At 70.5% G+C, this 16399-nt stretch carries 15 protein-coding genes; 10 read left to right on the forward strand and 5 right to left on the reverse strand.

The features are described from left to right. Positions 1–255 precede the first annotated feature (255 nt). The 3 genes from ACFSOX_RS13535 (at position 256) to ACFSOX_RS13545 (ending at position 1950) form a co-directional block, all read left to right on the forward strand. Positions 256–1206: a LysR family transcriptional regulator gene (locus tag ACFSOX_RS13535; protein ID WP_378478343.1), complete on the forward strand. Its 951-nt coding sequence runs from the start codon at positions 256–258 to the stop codon at positions 1204–1206. Positions 1207–1411: 205 nt separating this feature from the next. Further along, positions 1412–1573 (forward strand): hypothetical protein, encoded by a 162-nt coding sequence (locus ACFSOX_RS13540; RefSeq protein ID WP_378478344.1) that lies wholly within the window; start codon positions 1412–1414, stop codon positions 1571–1573. Between the two features lie 62 nt (positions 1574–1635). Next, on the forward strand, positions 1636–1950 hold the full coding sequence (locus tag ACFSOX_RS13545) for a hypothetical protein (RefSeq protein WP_378478345.1): 315 nt from the start codon (positions 1636–1638) through the stop codon (positions 1948–1950). Between the two features lie 64 nt (positions 1951–2014). Here the strand turns inward: ACFSOX_RS13545 and ACFSOX_RS13550 are convergent, their stop codons facing one another. Then, positions 2015–3244 (reverse strand): extracellular catalytic domain type 1 short-chain-length polyhydroxyalkanoate depolymerase, encoded by a 1230-nt coding sequence (locus tag ACFSOX_RS13550; RefSeq protein WP_378478346.1) that lies wholly within the window; start codon positions 3242–3244, stop codon positions 2015–2017. A 155-nt stretch (positions 3245–3399) separates the two neighbouring features. On the opposite strand from ACFSOX_RS13550, the gene ACFSOX_RS13555 reads away from it, so the two are divergent. Continuing rightward, positions 3400–4182: an SDR family oxidoreductase gene (locus tag ACFSOX_RS13555; protein WP_378478347.1), complete on the forward strand. Its 783-nt coding sequence runs from the start codon at positions 3400–3402 to the stop codon at positions 4180–4182. Between the two features lie 171 nt (positions 4183–4353). Here ACFSOX_RS13555 and ACFSOX_RS13560 read toward each other — a convergent pair whose 3' ends face one another. Then, positions 4354–5160 (reverse strand): HesA/MoeB/ThiF family protein, encoded by an 807-nt coding sequence (locus ACFSOX_RS13560; protein ID WP_378478348.1) that lies wholly within the window; start codon positions 5158–5160, stop codon positions 4354–4356. Between the two features lie 69 nt (positions 5161–5229). Between ACFSOX_RS13560 and ACFSOX_RS13565 the strand changes: the two genes are divergently transcribed. From ACFSOX_RS13565 to ACFSOX_RS13590, 6 genes are all read left to right on the forward strand, one after another. Continuing rightward, positions 5230–6612, forward strand: a complete 1383-nt coding sequence (locus tag ACFSOX_RS13565; RefSeq protein WP_378478349.1) for a peptidoglycan-binding domain-containing protein — start codon at positions 5230–5232, stop codon at positions 6610–6612. A 351-nt stretch (positions 6613–6963) separates the two neighbouring features. Next, a complete protein-coding gene (locus ACFSOX_RS13570; RefSeq protein ID WP_378478350.1) occupies positions 6964–7935 on the forward strand; it encodes a metal ABC transporter substrate-binding protein in 972 nt (323 codons plus the stop codon). A 61-nt stretch (positions 7936–7996) separates the two neighbouring features. Further along, positions 7997–8890, forward strand: coding sequence for a manganese/iron ABC transporter ATP-binding protein (locus ACFSOX_RS13575; protein WP_378478435.1), 894 nt, complete (start codon positions 7997–7999; stop codon positions 8888–8890). Between the two features lies 1 nt (position 8891). After that, positions 8892–9761, forward strand: coding sequence for a metal ABC transporter permease (locus tag ACFSOX_RS13580; protein WP_378478351.1), 870 nt, complete (start codon positions 8892–8894; stop codon positions 9759–9761). Then, positions 9758–10615 (forward strand): metal ABC transporter permease, encoded by an 858-nt coding sequence (locus ACFSOX_RS13585; RefSeq protein ID WP_378478352.1) that lies wholly within the window; start codon positions 9758–9760, stop codon positions 10613–10615. The genes ACFSOX_RS13580 and ACFSOX_RS13585 overlap by 4 nt, the downstream gene beginning before the upstream one ends. A gap of 195 nt (positions 10616–10810) precedes the next feature. Continuing rightward, positions 10811–11728, forward strand: coding sequence for a hypothetical protein (locus ACFSOX_RS13590; protein WP_378478353.1), 918 nt, complete (start codon positions 10811–10813; stop codon positions 11726–11728). Here ACFSOX_RS13590 and ACFSOX_RS13595 read toward each other — a convergent pair whose 3' ends face one another. Genes ACFSOX_RS13595 through ACFSOX_RS13605 form a run of 3 tightly spaced genes read right to left on the reverse strand, consistent with a single transcriptional unit; the run spans position 11729 to position 16250 of the window. Further along, the gene (locus tag ACFSOX_RS13595; RefSeq protein ID WP_378478354.1) at positions 11729–12049 is read right to left on the reverse strand and encodes a DUF3240 family protein; all 321 of its coding nucleotides are present in this window, start codon (positions 12047–12049) and stop codon (positions 11729–11731) included. It lies immediately after the preceding gene. Beyond that, positions 12046–15126, reverse strand: coding sequence for an efflux RND transporter permease subunit (locus ACFSOX_RS13600; protein ID WP_378478355.1), 3081 nt, complete (start codon positions 15124–15126; stop codon positions 12046–12048). Before ACFSOX_RS13600 ends, ACFSOX_RS13595 begins: the two co-directional genes overlap by 4 nt. After that, positions 15126–16250 (reverse strand): efflux RND transporter periplasmic adaptor subunit, encoded by a 1125-nt coding sequence (locus ACFSOX_RS13605; RefSeq protein WP_378478356.1) that lies wholly within the window; start codon positions 16248–16250, stop codon positions 15126–15128. Before ACFSOX_RS13605 ends, ACFSOX_RS13600 begins: the two co-directional genes overlap by 1 nt. Between the last annotated feature and the right edge of the window lie 149 nt (positions 16251–16399).

A 16399-nucleotide genomic window follows, 5' to 3' on the forward strand; every position in this document is an offset into this window, starting at 1 on the left:
GACACCGGCATCGCCACGCCGGCGCCGTGCCGGCCGGCACCGCCCGACCGCGTCGATCCCGACCGCGTCGATACGGCCGGCGTCCCGCCCTCGAACGCCCGGCCCCCATGCGGCCGCCGGCGCGGCGCGCATGCGTGCGAACACCCCGATCACGGCGAGTTTTGTTTTCCGCGAGGGCGCGGCCGGTCCATCTATCACCCCGACACGTCACCGCGGCGCCTCCGCCGCGCGACGCGCGAGCGGACGAGGCCCGGCATGGAGATGCACCAGATCCGATACTTCCTGGCGGTCGCGCAGCATCGCAACTTCACCCGCGCCGCCGAGGCCTGCAACGTCGCCCAGCCGTCGCTGACGCGCGCCGTCAAGCTGCTGGAGGAGGAGCTGGGCGGGGCGCTCTTCCATCGTGAGCGCGGCAACACGCATCTGTCCGAGCTCGGCCGCATGGTCCACCCGCATCTCGCCCAGGTCTATGCCGAATCGCAGGCGGCCAAGCGCGTCGCCCGGGACGCGGCGACGCTGGCGACCGCGACGCTGCGGCTCGGCGTGATGTGCACGATCGCGCCGACCCAGCTGGTCGAGCTGATCGGCGCGATGAAGACCCGCCATCCCGGCGTCGCGCTGGAGATCTGCGACCGCAGCGCGCGCGTCCTCGACGGCATGCTGCTCGACGGCGAGCTCGACGTCGCGATCTACTGCCTGCCCGGCCAGGAGCCGGACGCGCGCCTGCACGTGATGCCGCTCTATCGCGAGCGGATGATGATCGTGATCCCGCCCGACCACGCGCTGGCGCGCCGCAACGCCGTGCGGGTGCGCGACCTCGACGGGCTGAGCTACGTCAACCGCGCGAACTGCGAGTTCAACGGCTACGCGGGCCAGTTCTTCCGCGAGCAGAACGTCACCTGCCGCACCGTCTATTCCAGCGAGCGCGACGACTGGATGCTGGCGATGGTCCGCTCCGGGCTCGGCTTCGGCTTCATGCCGGAGCTGTCGGTGACCGACCCGGACGTCGTCGCCCGGCCGCTGATCGACCCGGAGTTCCTCCGCACCGTCAACCTCTGCACGGTGCGGGGGCGGCCCTACGCGCCGGCGGTCGGAGCCTTCGTGCGCGAAGCGATGCGCGTCACCTGGCACGGCGCACCAGCCATGTCGGTGACCGAGACGGTCGCGGCTCACGGCGCCGAAGCGCCCGAGCCGGTCGGCGACTGACACGGCGCGCACACGGCACCCACCGGCCCGCACGTCGCCGTCCACGGCGACGCGCCTTCGCGCAGCGCCCAGACCCTGCGGCGCGGCCATAGCGGGGCGCTATCGATCCGATAGCACATCGATAGTTCAGTCCGGCCGTCTCCACCGCGATAGTCGCGTCACCGGCCCCGAGGCGGGCCGCCCCCGAGAACCGCAGGAGACCCCGATGACCCCGATCAAGATCGCCCTCGTCGCCATCGCCACCCTGGTGTCGGTGCAGAGCATCGCGCAGGCCGCCCCGCTCCACGACAAGGGCAGCCGCTACGTCGAGACCGGCATGGGCACGGTCGAGACCGGCATCGACCAGGCCAAGGGCTACATCCGCTGAGCCCGCATACGCCGGTCGGCACCGATACCGGCCGGCGTTTCACGATTGGTCAGGAGATTCCGATGCGCAAGTTTCGTCTCGTCTCGTCCGCGACGATCGCCGCCGTGCTGGTCTCGGCCGCGGCCGTCGCCCAGTCCGCGATGGCGGACCGCCAGGCCGTCTACGTGTCGCCGACCGGCAGCCAGAGCGTGCTGACGGCCAACGCCAAGGGGCACGACATGATCATGAAGCACGGCCGCGAACTGCCGGCCGGGGCGATCGTCTATCGCAACGGCGGCAAGCTCTACGTCGTCGAGGACCGCAAGATGCCGAACGGCGCGATGCTGTTCGCCGACATGGAGGACTGGTTCGACCGGGCGAAGGGCAACATCAAGTGATTCCGTCGATCGCGGGATCCGGTCGCGGATCCCGCGATCGCGGCCGCGATCGCGCCCGCGGGCGTCAGCGGCGCTTTTTCAGCCCGGCGGCGTCGAGGGCACGCCGGATCGTGTCCTCGACGAACTTCTGGACACCCGGCCGGCGCCTCGGCGCCCCGGGCGCCGTCGGCTGCGCCGGTTGCGGGTCCGCGCCGCGCTCGCGATGCGGCGGCGCGGTCGTAGCCGCCGTCGGCGCCACCTTCGGAGACTCGACCCGCGGCGCCGGGCGCTCGCCGGCGAACGGATCGACGATCGTGCGTCGCGTCTGCGTCAGCCCGAAGAAGCGAGCGATGTGATACGACGACGAGATGCCGACCTCGATCAGATACTCCCCCGGCACGCCGTAGCTCGTGTCGTCGTCGCCGGTCGCGACCGGCGCTCCGTGCGCCATCAGCGGGATGATGTAGCTTTCGATGACGTCGCGGCCCTTGGCGTCGGTCCAAACGTGGCGCGGATAGCCGTCGACCGTCTCGGTGCGGTTCGGCCGCGTCGACAGGCCGTGCACGTCGGTCCATTGCTTGAGCAGCTCCTCGGCGTTCTTCGGCTTGACGACCGTGTCGGCGCCGCCGTGCCAGACCGAGACGCGCGGCCACGGGCCGCGATGCGGCGAGGCGGCGCGCACCAGATCGCCCCATTCCTTCGGCTCCCGCACCTTCACCCGGAACATGCTCTCCAGCGCCTGGCGCATGCCGGTGGCGCTCTTGTAGGGCAGCCCGGCCACGATGGCGCCGGCGGCGAACACCTCCGGATAGGTCGCGAGCATCACGGCCGTCATGGCGCCGCCCGCCGACAGGCCCGTCACGAAGATCCGCTTCGGGTCGACGGCGTGATCCTCGGTCATCTTGCGGATCATCTGCCGGATCGACGCGGCCTCGCCTTCGCCGCGCGTGGCGTCGTGCTCGCGGAACCAATTGAAGCAGGTCTTCGGGTTGTTCGCCTCGGTTTGCTCGGGAAACACGAGGAGAAAGCCGTAGCGGTCGGCGAGCGTCGACCAGCCGGCACCGAGATCGTAGCTCGCCGCCGTCTGGGTGCAGCCGTGCAGCACGACGACGAGACTCATGTTCGGCTTCTTCGGCACGTATTTGTACATCCGAAGGCCGCCCGGATCGGGCCCGAACTCGGGCACGGCCGTGAGCCGGCTCGGCACGTCCGGCCGCTCGCGCGACGAGACGGCGCCCGGCATCATGCGCAGGAACGCTTCCCATTGCTTTCGCTGACGCTCCAGCGCCGCGATGGTCGTCTGCAGACCTGGCACTCGTGAAATCTCCTCGAACGCGCCCGACCGAACCGAGACATACCGCGCCCGGTCGCGCTGCGGTGCACACTTTCCTCGAACAATGTGTTGATGCGCGATCGCGGCCGTCCTAAGGCGTCGCGTTCTCCTGCGTGATAACGTGAAAGTGACGGCGAATGGACCTCGGACTCGTCGGAAAAGTTGCAATCGTCACCGGTGCGAGTCGCGGCATCGGCCGCGCCGTCGCGTTGCGGCTCGCCGCCGAGGGCATGGACGTGGCGCTCGTCGCGCGCTCCGCCGACGCGCTCGACGCGGTGCGCCGTGACATCGACGCGCTCGGCCGCGAGTGCGTCGCCTGGACGGCGGATCTTCGCGACCCGGATGCCGGGACCGAGATCGTCGCCAAGACCAGCGGGGCGCTCGGCCGGCTGGACGTGCTCGTCAACAGCGCCGGCGCCACCAAGCGCGGCGACTTTCTCACGCTGACCGACGCGGACTGGGCCGACGGCTTCGCGGCGAAGTTCTTCGGCACGATGCGGATGACACGGGCGGCGTGGCCGCTGTTGCAGGCGGCGGGCGGGTCCGTGATCACGATCGCCGGCACGGGCGGGCGCACCGGCGACGCCGCGTTCGCGATCGGCGGCAGCGTCAACGCGGCCCTCGGCCTGCTCACCAAGGTCTTGGCCGATCGCGGCATCGCCGACGGCGTGCGCGTCAACACGATCAATCCCGGCATCGTCGAGACGGAGCGGTTTCTCGCACGCCTGCGGCGCGTGATGGAAGCGGCCGGCGTGTCGGAGAGCGAGGCCCGTGAACGGATGCTCGCCACGCATCGTATCGCCCGCTTCGGCCGGCCCGAGGAGGTCGCCGATCTGGTTGCCGTGATGGCCTCGCCTCGCTTCGGTCATCTCGTCGGGGCGATCGTCGATCTCGACGGCGGCGAGACCCGGACGGTGTGAGGAGCGTCGTCGTTCCGGGGCGCGGACCGTCGGGTTCGCGCGCCCGGATTCCGTAAATCCGGTGCCCATGGCTTACGACAGACAGGGGCTATCGGTTCCGGATTCTTAGCTTCGCGCCGCCCCGGAACGACGGAGTTGCGGGGCCTTTGTCAGTTCGTTGACCCCGTCCACTCACCTCACCTCGTAGGCCGACAGGTCCGTGATGGTCGGCGTCTCGCCGGTCAGCGGGTTGTCGGGATCCCAGGCGTAGCGCAACGTCTCGAAGCGCAGGCCGCGGCCGTCGACCATCAAGAGCCGGCCGACCAGGCCCTCGCCGAAGCCGACAATCTCGCGTGCGACCTCCACGGCCATCAGCGAGCCGATCACGCCCGTGAAGGCGCCCAAAATGCCGGCCTCGGCGCAGGCCGGCACGGTGCCGGGCGGCGGCGGCTCCGGAAACAGGCACCGATAGGTCGGGTTCGGCGTGCCGTCGGGGCCGCGCTCGTGCGGCCGCAGCGTCGTGATGGTGCCGTCGAAGATGCCGACCGCCCCGGTGACCAGCGGCCGCTTCGCCAGGCAGCACGCATCGGAGACCAGATAGCGGGTGGTGAAATTGTCCGAGCCGTCGACGACCAGATCGTAGCGGTCGATCAGATCGAGCGCGTTCGTCGGCCCGATCCGGGTCGGGTGCCGCTCGACCGTGACATGCGGGTTGAGCCGGCCGATCACCTCGGCGGCGCTGTCGACCTTCGGCCGGCCGAGATCGGGCGTCGCATGGATCACCTGGCGCTGCAGGTTGGAGAGCGACACCACGTCGTCGTCAACGATGCCGAGCGTGCCGACGCCGGCGGCGGCGAGATAGAGGAGCAGCGGCGCGCCGAGGCCGCCGGCCCCCACCACCAGCACCCGCGCGGCCTTCAGGGCCGCCTGGCCGGGGCCGCCGACCTCGTGCAGCACGATGTGGCGGGCGTAGCGCTCCAGCTCGTCGGGGGTCAGCATCGTGGCACCTTTCTCGCCTCGCCCGGTTTGGCTAGGGTCGTCGCGCTCTACCACGTTCGGGAGGCCGGAATGAACCGTGTCGCGCCGCTCCTTGTCGCCGCCCTGCTCGCCGGCACGACCGCCGGCACCGCGCCGGCGGCAGCGCAAGCCCCCGGCCCGGCGGCTCCGCCGGCCCGCAAGCCCGCGGCCCCGGCGGCGGCGACCCCGAAACCCGCTCCGAAGCCCGTCACGGTGCCGGCCTGGGCGGGCGTCGCCGAGGCGGAGCGCATGGCCGTGCAATCGGACCTGATCTGGACCGGCGACTACAACGGGGTGATCGGCCCGGAGTTCGGCGAGCGTGCCTTCGCGGCCGTGAAGGCCTTCCAGAAGCGCTACGGCTTCAAGGAGACCGGCACGCTCGATCCGGCCGAGCGCAGCCGCCTCGCCGCGGCCGCCCAGGCCGCGCAGGCGCATGTCGGCTGGACGATGCGCGACGACCGGGCGAGCGGCGTGCGGCTCGGCCTGCCGGCCGGCCTCGCCCCCCAGGCGAGCCCGGCCGCGGGCGGCAACGGCACCCATTGGCAGTCCGGCAAGGGCGAGGTGCAGGTCGACACCTTCCGCATCGTCGGGCCGGACGTGTCGCTCTCGCGCGCCTTCGAGCAGCAGAAGAAGGAGCCGAAGACCCGCAAGCCCGACTACGCGGTGATGAAGGGCGACTTCTTCGTGGTCTCCGGGTTCCAGGGACTGAAGAAGTTCTATGTGAGGGCGCACGGCCGCGGCACCGAGGTGCGCGGCATGGCGCTCTTCTACGACCAGAGCCTGGAGGGGACGCTGGATCCGGTGGCGGTGGCGATGTCGAGCGCCTTCGTGCCGTTCCCGGAGAGCACGGCCGGCGTGCCGGCGCCGCGCCGGCGGGTGGAGTATGCCAGCGCCGTCGTGGTGAGCCCGACCGGCGACCTCGTCACCGAGGCGCGCGCGCTGGAGCAATGCCGCAGCGTCCAGGTCGCCGGGCGCGGCTATGCCGAGCTGCGGGCGACCGCCGACGGCCTCGCGCTGCTGCGCCTCTACGGTGCCCAGAACCTCGCCGCGCTACCGCTGGCCCCGGCCGGCACGGTCGGCGCGGTCGGCACGCCGGCCGCCGATGTCACGCTGGTCGGCGTCGCCGATCCGGACCGCCAGGACGGCGCCGGCGTCGTCTCGACGCTGACGGCCCGCACCGGGCCGGGCGGCGCCCTCGCGACCGCGCCGCCCCCGGGCTTCGGCGGGGCCGCGGCAATCGACGCCGGCGGCCGCCTCGCCGGCGTGGTCCGGGTCGCCCCCACCCAGGTAGCGGGTCCGGGCGCCGGCGGCGCCGGGCTGATCCCGGCCGACGCGGTCCGGCGGCTGCTCGCGCAGGACGGCGTGACGCCCGCGACCTCGCCGGCCGGCGATCCGAAAGTCGCCGTGGTTCGGGTGATCTGCGTGCGGGAGTGACGATCCCGGCCGGTCTGGGCTCCCTCCGGTGTCATCGCCGGGCCCGACCCGGAGATTCACCTTTCTCTGCGAGAGAGTGCTTTTCGGAGACTTCGATGGATGCGCGGGTCGAGCCCCGCGCATGACGTGCTCAGGCGCGGGGCGCCTGGACGCGGATCGAGCACTGCGCCGGTACCTGGCCGGGCAACGGAACGCCAGCCTCCGGCGCGTTCGTCCGCGACAACCCGCCGCTGCCGCCTCCTGCAAACCGTTCGCAACAATGATTGACAGGGTCGCGCGTCGCGCCCATTCTATTTTGCAAATAATTCGCAATTGCGAACGAGCGGCGTCCGCCGCGGGAGGAGAAGCAGGATGACGACCGGCCGCCGGCTGGTGTGGTGTCGCGGGCGCCTGGGGCTGCCCGTCACCGTGCTGCTCGTTCTCTCGCTCTTGGTTCCGACCGCCGGAGTGCTCCGGTCCGGACCGGCCGTCGCGCAAGGCGCCGCCCCGGCCCGGCCGCCCGGTGCGCCCCTCAAGGTCGTCACCACCTTCACGGTGATCGCCGACATCGCCAAGAACGTCGCGGGCGATCGCGCCGTGGTCGAATCGATCACCAAGCCGGGCGCCGAGATCCACGACTACCAGCCGACCCCGCAGGACATCGTGCGGGCACAGGGCGCCGACCTCGTCCTGTGGAACGGCTTCAACCTCGAACGCTGGTTCGAGAAGTTCCTCGACAACCTGCGCGAGGTGCCGAGCGTCGTCGTCACCGAGGGCATCACGCCGCTCGGCATCCGCGAGGGGCCGTACACGGGCAAGCCCAATCCGCACGCCTGGATGTCACCGACCAACGGGCTCGTCTATGTGGAGAACATCCGCAAGGCGCTCACCGCGCGCGACCCGGCGAACGCCGAGGCCTATGCCCGCAACGCCGCGGCGTATGCGGAGCAGATCAAGGCGCTCGACGCGCCGCTACGGGCGCGGCTCGCCGCGATTCCCGAGCCGCAGCGCTGGCTGGTCACCAGCGAGGGGGCGTTCTCGTATCTGGCGCGCGACTATCGCCTGCGCGAGGCCTATCTGTGGCCCATCAACGCCGACGAGCAGGGCACGCCACGCCAGGTCCGCAAGGTCATCGACCTGGTGCGCGAGAGCAAGATCCCGGTGGTCTTCTCGGAGAGCACCATCTCGGACAAGCCGGCCAGGCAGGTCGCGCGCGAGACCGGCGCCCGCTACGGCGGCGTTCTCTATGTCGACTCGCTCAGCGCCGCCGGCGGCCCGGTGCCGACCTATCTGGATCTGCTGAAGGTCACGGTCGAGACCATCGCGAAGGGCTTCGGGCAATGATCGGGGTTCTCACATGCACGCCCCGATGACGCCCGCGCGCACGATCCTGGCGGCTTCCGAGATGCCGACCACGGCTGCGGGCCACGACGGTATCCGGGTCGACCGCGTGTCCGTCACCTACCCGAACGGTCTGACGGCGGTGCGCGACGCCTCCTTCGCGCTCGATCCCGGCACCATCTGCGCGTTGGTCGGCGTCAACGGATCGGGCAAGTCGACGCTGTTCAAGGCGATCATGGGCTTCGTGCGGCCGTCCGCCGGGCAGGTGCGGCTCGCCGGCCTGCCGGTCGCGGCGGCGCTGAAGCGCAACATCGTCGCCTACGTGCCGCAGAGCGAGGACGTCGACTGGAACTTCCCCGTCCTGGTCGAGGACGTGGTGACGATGGGCCGTTACGGCCACATGAACCTGTTCCGCATCGCCTCGCGCGAGGACCGCCGCAAGGTCGACGCGGCGCTGGAGCGGGTCGGCATGACGGCGTTCCGCAAGCGCCAGATCGGCGAGCTCTCGGGCGGGCAGAAGAAGCGCGTGTTCCTCGCTCGCGCGCTCGCCCAGGAGGGCCGCATCGTCCTGCTCGACGAGCCGTTCACGGGCGTCGACGTGACCACCGAGGCGGCGATCGTCGCACTGCTGCGCGAGCTGCGCGCCGCCGGCCAGGTGATGCTGGTGTCCACCCACGATCTCGGCAGCGTGCCGGACTATTGTGATCAGGTCGTGCTGCTCGACCGCACCGTCGTCGCGGCCGGACCGACCGCGACGGTGTTCACCCGCGCGAACCTCGAGCGCACCTTCGGGGGCGCGCTGCGCAACTTCAGCCTCGGCGGTGCCGCCCTGCACCAGGACGCCGACCGCCGCAGTCTCACGGTGCTGACCGACGACGAGCGGCCGCTCGTCTTCTATGGCGACGATGGCCGCGACGGCGCCGACCGCGCGCCCGACGACACGACCGGGCGGAGCTGACATGGACACGCTCGTCGCCGAGCTGCTCGTCCCGTTCGGGTACGACTACATGCGCAAGGCCATCTGGGTCAGCGCGCTCGTCGGCGGCACCTGCGCGGTCCTCTCCAGCTATCTGATGCTCAAGGGCTGGTCGCTGATGGGTGACGCGCTCGGGCATTCGATCGTTCCGGGCGTCGCGATCGCGGCGATTTTCGGCGCACCCTTCGCGGCCGGGGCCTTCGCGGCCGGCCTCCTCGCCTCGCTCGCCATGGTCGTCGTGCGGCAGAAGTCGCGACTGCGCGAGGACGCCGTCATCGGCCTCGTCTTCACCACGCTGTTCGCGCTCGGCCTGCTGATCGCCTCGCTGCGGCCGACCGCGGTGAGCATCCAGACCATCGTGCTCGGCAACGTCCTCGCCATCGCCGACGAGGACGTGGTGCAGATCGTGATCATCGCGGCCGTGTCGCTTCTGGTGATGGCCGTCGTCTGGAAGGACATGATGGTGACGTTCTTCGACGAGGCGCACGCCCGTTCCATCGGCCTGCGGGTCGGCGCCCTGAAGATCGTCTTCTTCACCCTGCTCAGCGCCTGCACGGTGGCGGCCCTCCAGGCGGTCGGCGCCTGCCTGGTGATCGCCATGGTGGTGACGCCGGGCGCCACCGCCTATCTGCTCACCGACCGGTTCGGCCGGCTGATCGCGATCAGCGTCGCGCTCGGCGTGACGACCAGCGCGATCGGCGCCTATCTCAGCTACTTCCTCGACGGGGCGACGGGCGGCGTGATCGTCACGTTGCAGACGCTCGTCTTCCTCGCCGCCTTCGTGTTCGCGCCGAAGCACGGCGTGCTCGCCGCGCGCCGCCGCCGCGCCGCGACCCTGGGGGCCGTGTCGTGAGCCTGATCGTCGACTGGATCGCCGGCCCGCTCGCCTATCCGTTCATGCAGCGCGCACTTCTCGTCGCCGTGCTGGTCGGCGCGGTCTGCGCGGTGCTGTCGTGCTTCCTGGTGCTCAAGGGCTGGTCACTGATGGGCGACGCGGTCTCGCACGCCGTGCTGCCCGGCATCGTGCTCGCCCATGTGGCCGGCCTGCCGCTGGCGCTCGGCGCCTTCGCGGCCGGGCTCTCCTGCGCGCTCCTCACGGGCTATCTCAAGGAGAACAGCCGGGTGAAGGAGGACACCGTGATGGGCATCGTGTTCTCCGGCATGTTCGGCCTCGGCCTGGTTCTGTTCACCTGGGTCGACACCGACCAGCATCTCGACCACATCCTGTTCGGCAACGTGCTCGGCGTGACGGCCCGCGACGTGATCGAGACCGCCGTGGTCGCCGGCGGCACGCTCCTCGTCGTGCTGGCGTTCCGCCGCGATCTCCTCCTCTACTGCTTCGATCCGGGCCATGCCCGCACCATCGGCCTGCCGGTGCGTGTGCTGCACTACGGCCTCTTGGTGCTGCTCGCGCTCACCATCGTGGCGGCCCTCAAGGCGGTCGGCATCATCCTGGTGATCGCCATGCTGATCGCGCCGGGCGCCACCGCCTATCTGCTCACCGACCGGTTCGGCCGCATGCTGGCGATCGCCGCCGCGAGCGCCGTCACCTCGGCCGTGGTCGGCACGCTGGCGAGCTTCCACATCGACGGCGCTCCCGGCGCCTGCATCGTGCTCACGCAAGCCGCCCTGTTCGGCCTCGCCTTCCTGATCGCGCCGCGCCACGGCGTTCTGGCGCGCCAGGCACGCGCAGCCGAAGCGGGCTGATGCGTCGCGACCGAACATTCCAGCGGCGTTGCGGTCCGGCAACAGCGTCTCGCAAAGCGCTGCCAGAGAGCGAAAATCGCACTTTCGAATCATTCTAACATATTGAATTCGTTGTCGAACTTACTTGACGCGAACGACTTGCAACTGCACGGTGCGGCCATTGTGGCCGCGGGGGCGGCCAAAAGGGGGTTTGTCATGACATCGGATCGTCGCGCTGTCGCGCGTTTCTCGTCGCCTCGGCGCAGCCTGCTCGCGGCCGCCCTGTTCGGAGCGAGCGTGGTGCTCGGCGGTCCGGCCGGCGCCTCCGAGCCGTCTCACGACGACGGCCTGGATACCGAGCACATCTTCGGCATCACGATGGGCTCGGACATCGGCGAGAAGGGTGAATTCGAGATGGAGCTCGAGACCTTCTCGGGCATCGCGAAGCGCTACGGCACCTACTTCTCGACCGCGACGCACACCCACTTCAAGTACACGGTGACGGACAACTTCCGGGTGGCGCCGGGCTTCACGTTCGGCTCGCACCGCATCCGCGGCGTCGAGGGTCTCGACACTCTGAGCGAGGCGAACCTCCACGAAGCCTCGGTCGAGATGCGCTACAAGGTGCTCGACCGGCACAGGGATCCGTTCGGCCTGACGGTCAACTTCGAGCCCGGCTGGGCCGGCGTCGATCCGACCTCGGGGCGCCGCACCGAGGCCTGGGGCACGGTGCTGTCGCTCCTGATGGACAAGGAGATCCTCAAGGACAAGCTGTTCGGCGCCGTCAATGTCGGCTGGTCGGGCGGCACCTCGCGCGAGCTCGGCACCCGCGACTGGGCGCGCGATTCCGAATGGGCGATCCACGGCGCGCTGTCGTACCAGTTCCGGCCGCTCACCCTGATCGGCGTCGAAACCCGGTATCTGCGCTCCTACGGGACGCTCGGCCTCTCCGACTTCAGGGGCGAGGCGCTTTATATCGGTCCGACCTTCCACATGATGCTGTCGAAGGTGATCGGCCTGTCGGGCACCTGGAACCACCAGGTCGCCGGCAAGGCGGTCGGCGATCCGCGATCGCTCGATCTCACCAATTACGAGAAGAACCAGGTTCTGCTGCGCCTGACCGCGCATTTCTGATCAGATCGTGCCGGTCTCGACGATCGGCACGATCTTCCACGTGAGCCCGCGTCCCGGCAGCTCCGCCGCGAGCGTCGCCAAGACCTCGCGGATGGCCGCCTCGGGGAGCGTCACGGTGATCTCCACCACCTTCGTATGGCCGCGAATCTGCTCGATGACACTGTTATAGATCGCGGCGTCACCGTGGAACCGCACGTCGCGGGACACGAAGCCGGCGCGTGCCGCGACCTCGTTGTCGAGCATCACGTCGATCACGGTCTCCTCGAGCGCGGCCGGGATCTGGAGGACGAGGGACCGGAGGACGAGGGCCGTCGGGGTCATGCCGGCGACACCTTCGGTAGGCCGAAGCGGCGGTAGAGGATCGGCAGGATCAGAAGCGTCAGCGCGGTCGAGCTGACCAGGCCGCCGATCACCACGACGGCGAGAGGCCGCTGCACGTCGGAGCCCGGCCCCTGGGCGAACAGGAGCGGCACCAGCCCGAAGGCCGTGATGCTGGCGGTCAGCAGGATCGGCCGCAGCCGGCGGCGCGCGCCGGTGACGACGATATCCTCCACGGGCAATCCTTCGTCGCGGAGCTGATTGAAGCACGACACCAGCACGAGCCCGTTGAGAACCGCGATGCCGAGCAGCGCGATGAAGCCGATGGACGCCGGCACCGACAGGTACTCGCCCGAGCCGAGCAGGCTGAACACGCCGCCGATCAGCGCGAACGGAATGTTGACGAACACGAGCAGCGCCTGGCGCACCGACACGAAGGTGACGAACAGCAACAGGAAGATCAACACCAGGGCGAGCGGCACCACGACGGCGAGCCGAGCGGCGGCCCGCTGCTGGTTCTCGAACTGTCCGCCCCAGACGAGCGTGTAGCCGTCCGGCAGCGGCACCTTGTCGGCGACGGTCCGCTTCGCCTCGTCGACGAAGCCGACGAGATCGCGGCCGCCGACATTGCTCTGCACCAGCGCGAGGCGGCGGCCGTTCTCGCGGTCGATCTTCACGGGTCCGTCGACCCGCTCGAGCTTCGCCACACTGGTGAGCGGCACCGCCTTGCCGTCGTCGAGGACGAGGCTGAGATCGGCGAAGCGGGCGGGCTGCTCGCGCAGCGAGTCGGTGCCGCGCAACAGCACCGGGGTGCGCCGGCCGTCCTCGACGACGACGCCGAGCGTCTTGCCCTCGATCTGGGTGCGCAGCGCCTCGGTCAGGCCGTCGACGTCGAGGCCGAGCCGTCCGGCCCGCAGCCGATCGATGCGGGCGCCCAGATACTGACTGCCGGTGTTGAGCGTGGTGCGCACGTCTTCGCTTCCCGCGATGCCGCGCAGCACGCCGGTGATCTCCTCGGCGAGACGGTTGAGGGTGTCGATCTCGGGACCGAAGATCTTCACGACGACGTCGCCGCGCGCTCCGATGATCATTTCCTGCACCCGCATCTCGATCGGCTGGGTGAAGCTGAAACCGATGCCGGGCAACTGGGCGAGTGCCTTGCGCAGCTCGCCGATCAGCCACGCCTTGTCGCCGGGCCGGCGCCAGTCCTCCGGCGGCTTCAACAACAGATAGGTGTCGGTCTGGTTGAGGCCCATCGGATCGAGGCCGAGCTCGTCCGACCCGGTGCGGGCGACGATGCCGGTCACCTCCGGCACGTCGGTCATGATGGTCTTCTGGATGCGGAGGTCGAGCGCGAGGCTCTGCTCCAGGCCGATCGACGGCAGCTTCTCGACGCTGAGGATCGGCGAGCCTTCCTCCATCACCGGCATGAAGGTCTTGCCGAGCTGGGCGTAGGCGAAGCCGGTGGCGACGAAGGCGACGACCGCGACCGCCAGCACGGTCTTCTCGCGGCGGAGCGCGAAGGCGAGCACCGGGTCGTAGGCGGCGCCGATGCGGCGCACCAGCCAGGTGTCGCCGTGGCCGCCGGGTTTCAGCAGCAGCGAGGCGAGCACGGGAATGGCGGTCAGTGCGATCAGCAGCGAGCTCGTCAGCGCGAACACGATGGCGAGCGCCACCGGGATGAACAGCTTGCCCTCCAGGCCCTGGAGCGACAGGAGCGGCAGGAACACGATGACGATCACGGCGATGCCGGACGTCACCGGCACGGCGACCTCCTGCATGGCGTGGAAGATGCGGTGCAGGAACGGCACGCGGCCATGGTGCCGGTCGTTCGCCAGATGCGCGACGATGTTCTCGACCACGACGACCGAGGCGTCGATCAGCATGCCGATGGCGATCGCCAGCCCGCCGAGACTCATCAGGTTGGCCGACATGCCGACCTGCCGCATCAGGACGAAGGTGGCGAGCGCGGAGAGCGGCAGCGTCACCGAGACCACCAGGGCGGCGCGCCAGTCGCCGAGGAACAGCACCAGCAGCACGACGACGAGCGCGATCGCCTCGATCAGCGAGCGCGATACCGTCCACACGGCGCGCGAGACGAGGTCGCCGCGGTCGTAGAAGATCCGGATGTTCACGCCCGGCGGCAGCGTCGGGGCGAGCTCGGCGAGCTTCTTCCTCACGCCGTCGACGACGTCCCGGGCATTGGCGCCGCGGAGCCCGAGCACGAGCCCCTGCACGGCCTCGTCGGCGCCGTCGCGGGTGACGGCGCCGTAACGCGTGATGCTGCCGATCCGCACCTCGGCGAGGTCGCCGATCCGCACCGGCTTGCCGTCCCGCACCGTCACCACGATGGTGCGCAGGTCGTCGAGCGCCTTGACGCCGCCGTCGACCCGCACGAGCAGCACCTCCTCGCCGTCGGCGAGGCGGCCGGCCCCGCCGCTGCGGTTGTTGGTCTCGATCGCCTTCTGCAGCATCTCGATCGAGACGCCGCGCGCCGCCATCGCGAGATTGTCGGGCACGACCTCGAAGGAGCGCACGTAGCCGCCGAGCGAGTTGACGTCGGCGACACCCGGCAGGGTGCGCAGCGCCGGGCGGATCGTCCAGTCGAGCAGGGTGCGGCGCTCGGCGAGCGACAGCGTGCCGCCCTCGATCGTGAACATGAACATCTCGCCGAGCGGCGTGGTGATCGGGGCGAGCCCGGCCGTGACGCCGGGCGGCATGTCCTTGACGACGCCGGCGAGGCGCTCGGCGACCTGGTTGCGGGCCCAGTAGATGTCGACGCCGTCCTCGAAGTCGATCGTCACGTCGGCCAGCGCGTATTTGGTGACGGAGCGGAGAATCTTCTTGTTGGGGATGCCGAGCAGCTCGAGCTCGAGCGGTGCGGTGACGCGCGTCTCCACCTCCTCGGGCGTCATGCCCGGCGCCTTGGCGATGATCTTCACCTGCACGGGCGAGACGTCCGGAAAGGCGTCGATCGGCAGCTGGGTGAACGCCCAGGTGCCGGCGCCGACCAGCAGCACGGTGGCGAGCACCACGAGCAGGCGGTGCGCCAGCGAGAACTCCACGAGGCGGTCGAGCATCAGTCGACCCCTCCGAGGCCCTGCCACGCGCCCTTGAGCGCGGCCATGCCGCGCACGACGACACGCTCGCCGCCCTGGAAGGCGCCGCTCACCACGGCGAAGTCGGGCATCTCCTCGTGGACCGTCACCGGGGTCGGGACGAAGCCGTCGTCGGTCTGCACGAACACGAAGGCATCGGGACCACGGCGGACGACGGCGCCGTTGCGCACCCGCCACTCGGCCACGCTTCCGTCGATCGGCACGATCACGGCCTCGACCACCAGGCCGGGCCGCAACCGACCGCACGCCCGGCTGCACTCCGCCCGGACCGCGATCGTCTGCGCGGTCGGATCGACGGTCGTGCCGACCGAGACGACCCGGCCGGTGACCTCGAATCCCTCGATCGTCACCGCGGCGCCGACCGCGATCTTCTCGGCCCGTCCGGCCGGCACCTGGATCTCGATCCACAGCGGGTCGAGTTGCGCGAGACGATAGAGCGGGGCCAGGGCCTCGACGGTCTGGCCCGGCGCCGCCATGGTCTCGATCACGGTGCCGTCGACGGGCGCCGTCACGGTGAGGCGGGGGTCGAGCGTCTGGTCGACGACGAGCTTGTCGATCGCGGCGTCGCTCATGCCGTAGTGGCGCAGCGCCTGCCGGTGCTCGGCCGTGGTGGCGCGCGCCTGCGCGTACTCGCTGCCGGTCTGGACGACCTGCTTGCGCGGCACGGCGCCGTAGGGCGACAACGACTGCTCGCGCTCGAAGGTCTCGCGCAGAAGCTGCTCCTTGCCGTGGGCGACGAGAAAATCGGCCTGTGCCTTGGCGAGTGCCGGGCTCTGCAGCTCGGCCAGCACCGCGCCGGCACGGACCGCCTGGTCGAGGGTCGCCGTCATGGTCTCGATGCGGCCGCCGAGCGGGGCATTCAGGACGCGGCTGCGATTCGGTGGCACGATCACCCGGGCCGGGAAGCGCAGGCCCGCCGTGGCCGGCCGTTCCTCGATGCGGGCGGTCTCGATGCCCACCCGTTCGGCCTGCACGGCCGTGATGGGCAACGCCTCGGCGGCGCGGGCAGGCTCGATGCGCGCCGCCAGGGTGGCGGTGCAGCCCGCGAGGAGGCCGCACAAGAGAAGGTACGTGGTTCTGGTCATGATGTCGGCTCGGGCGTCGGCACCCGGAAGGCTCCGGCGCCATGGCCCGACTTTCGGTCGGGACGCCTGACAGACGGCTGACGGCGCGAGGGCCGGTGGGCGCGCTCCCGATGCGCGGTGGCCGGGCGGCCCCCGGACGACCGGCGTTG

Source organism: Rhodoplanes azumiensis (genome assembly GCF_042682915.1).
GTDB classification, from domain to species: domain Bacteria; phylum Pseudomonadota; class Alphaproteobacteria; order Rhizobiales; family Xanthobacteraceae; genus Rhodoplanes; species Rhodoplanes azumiensis.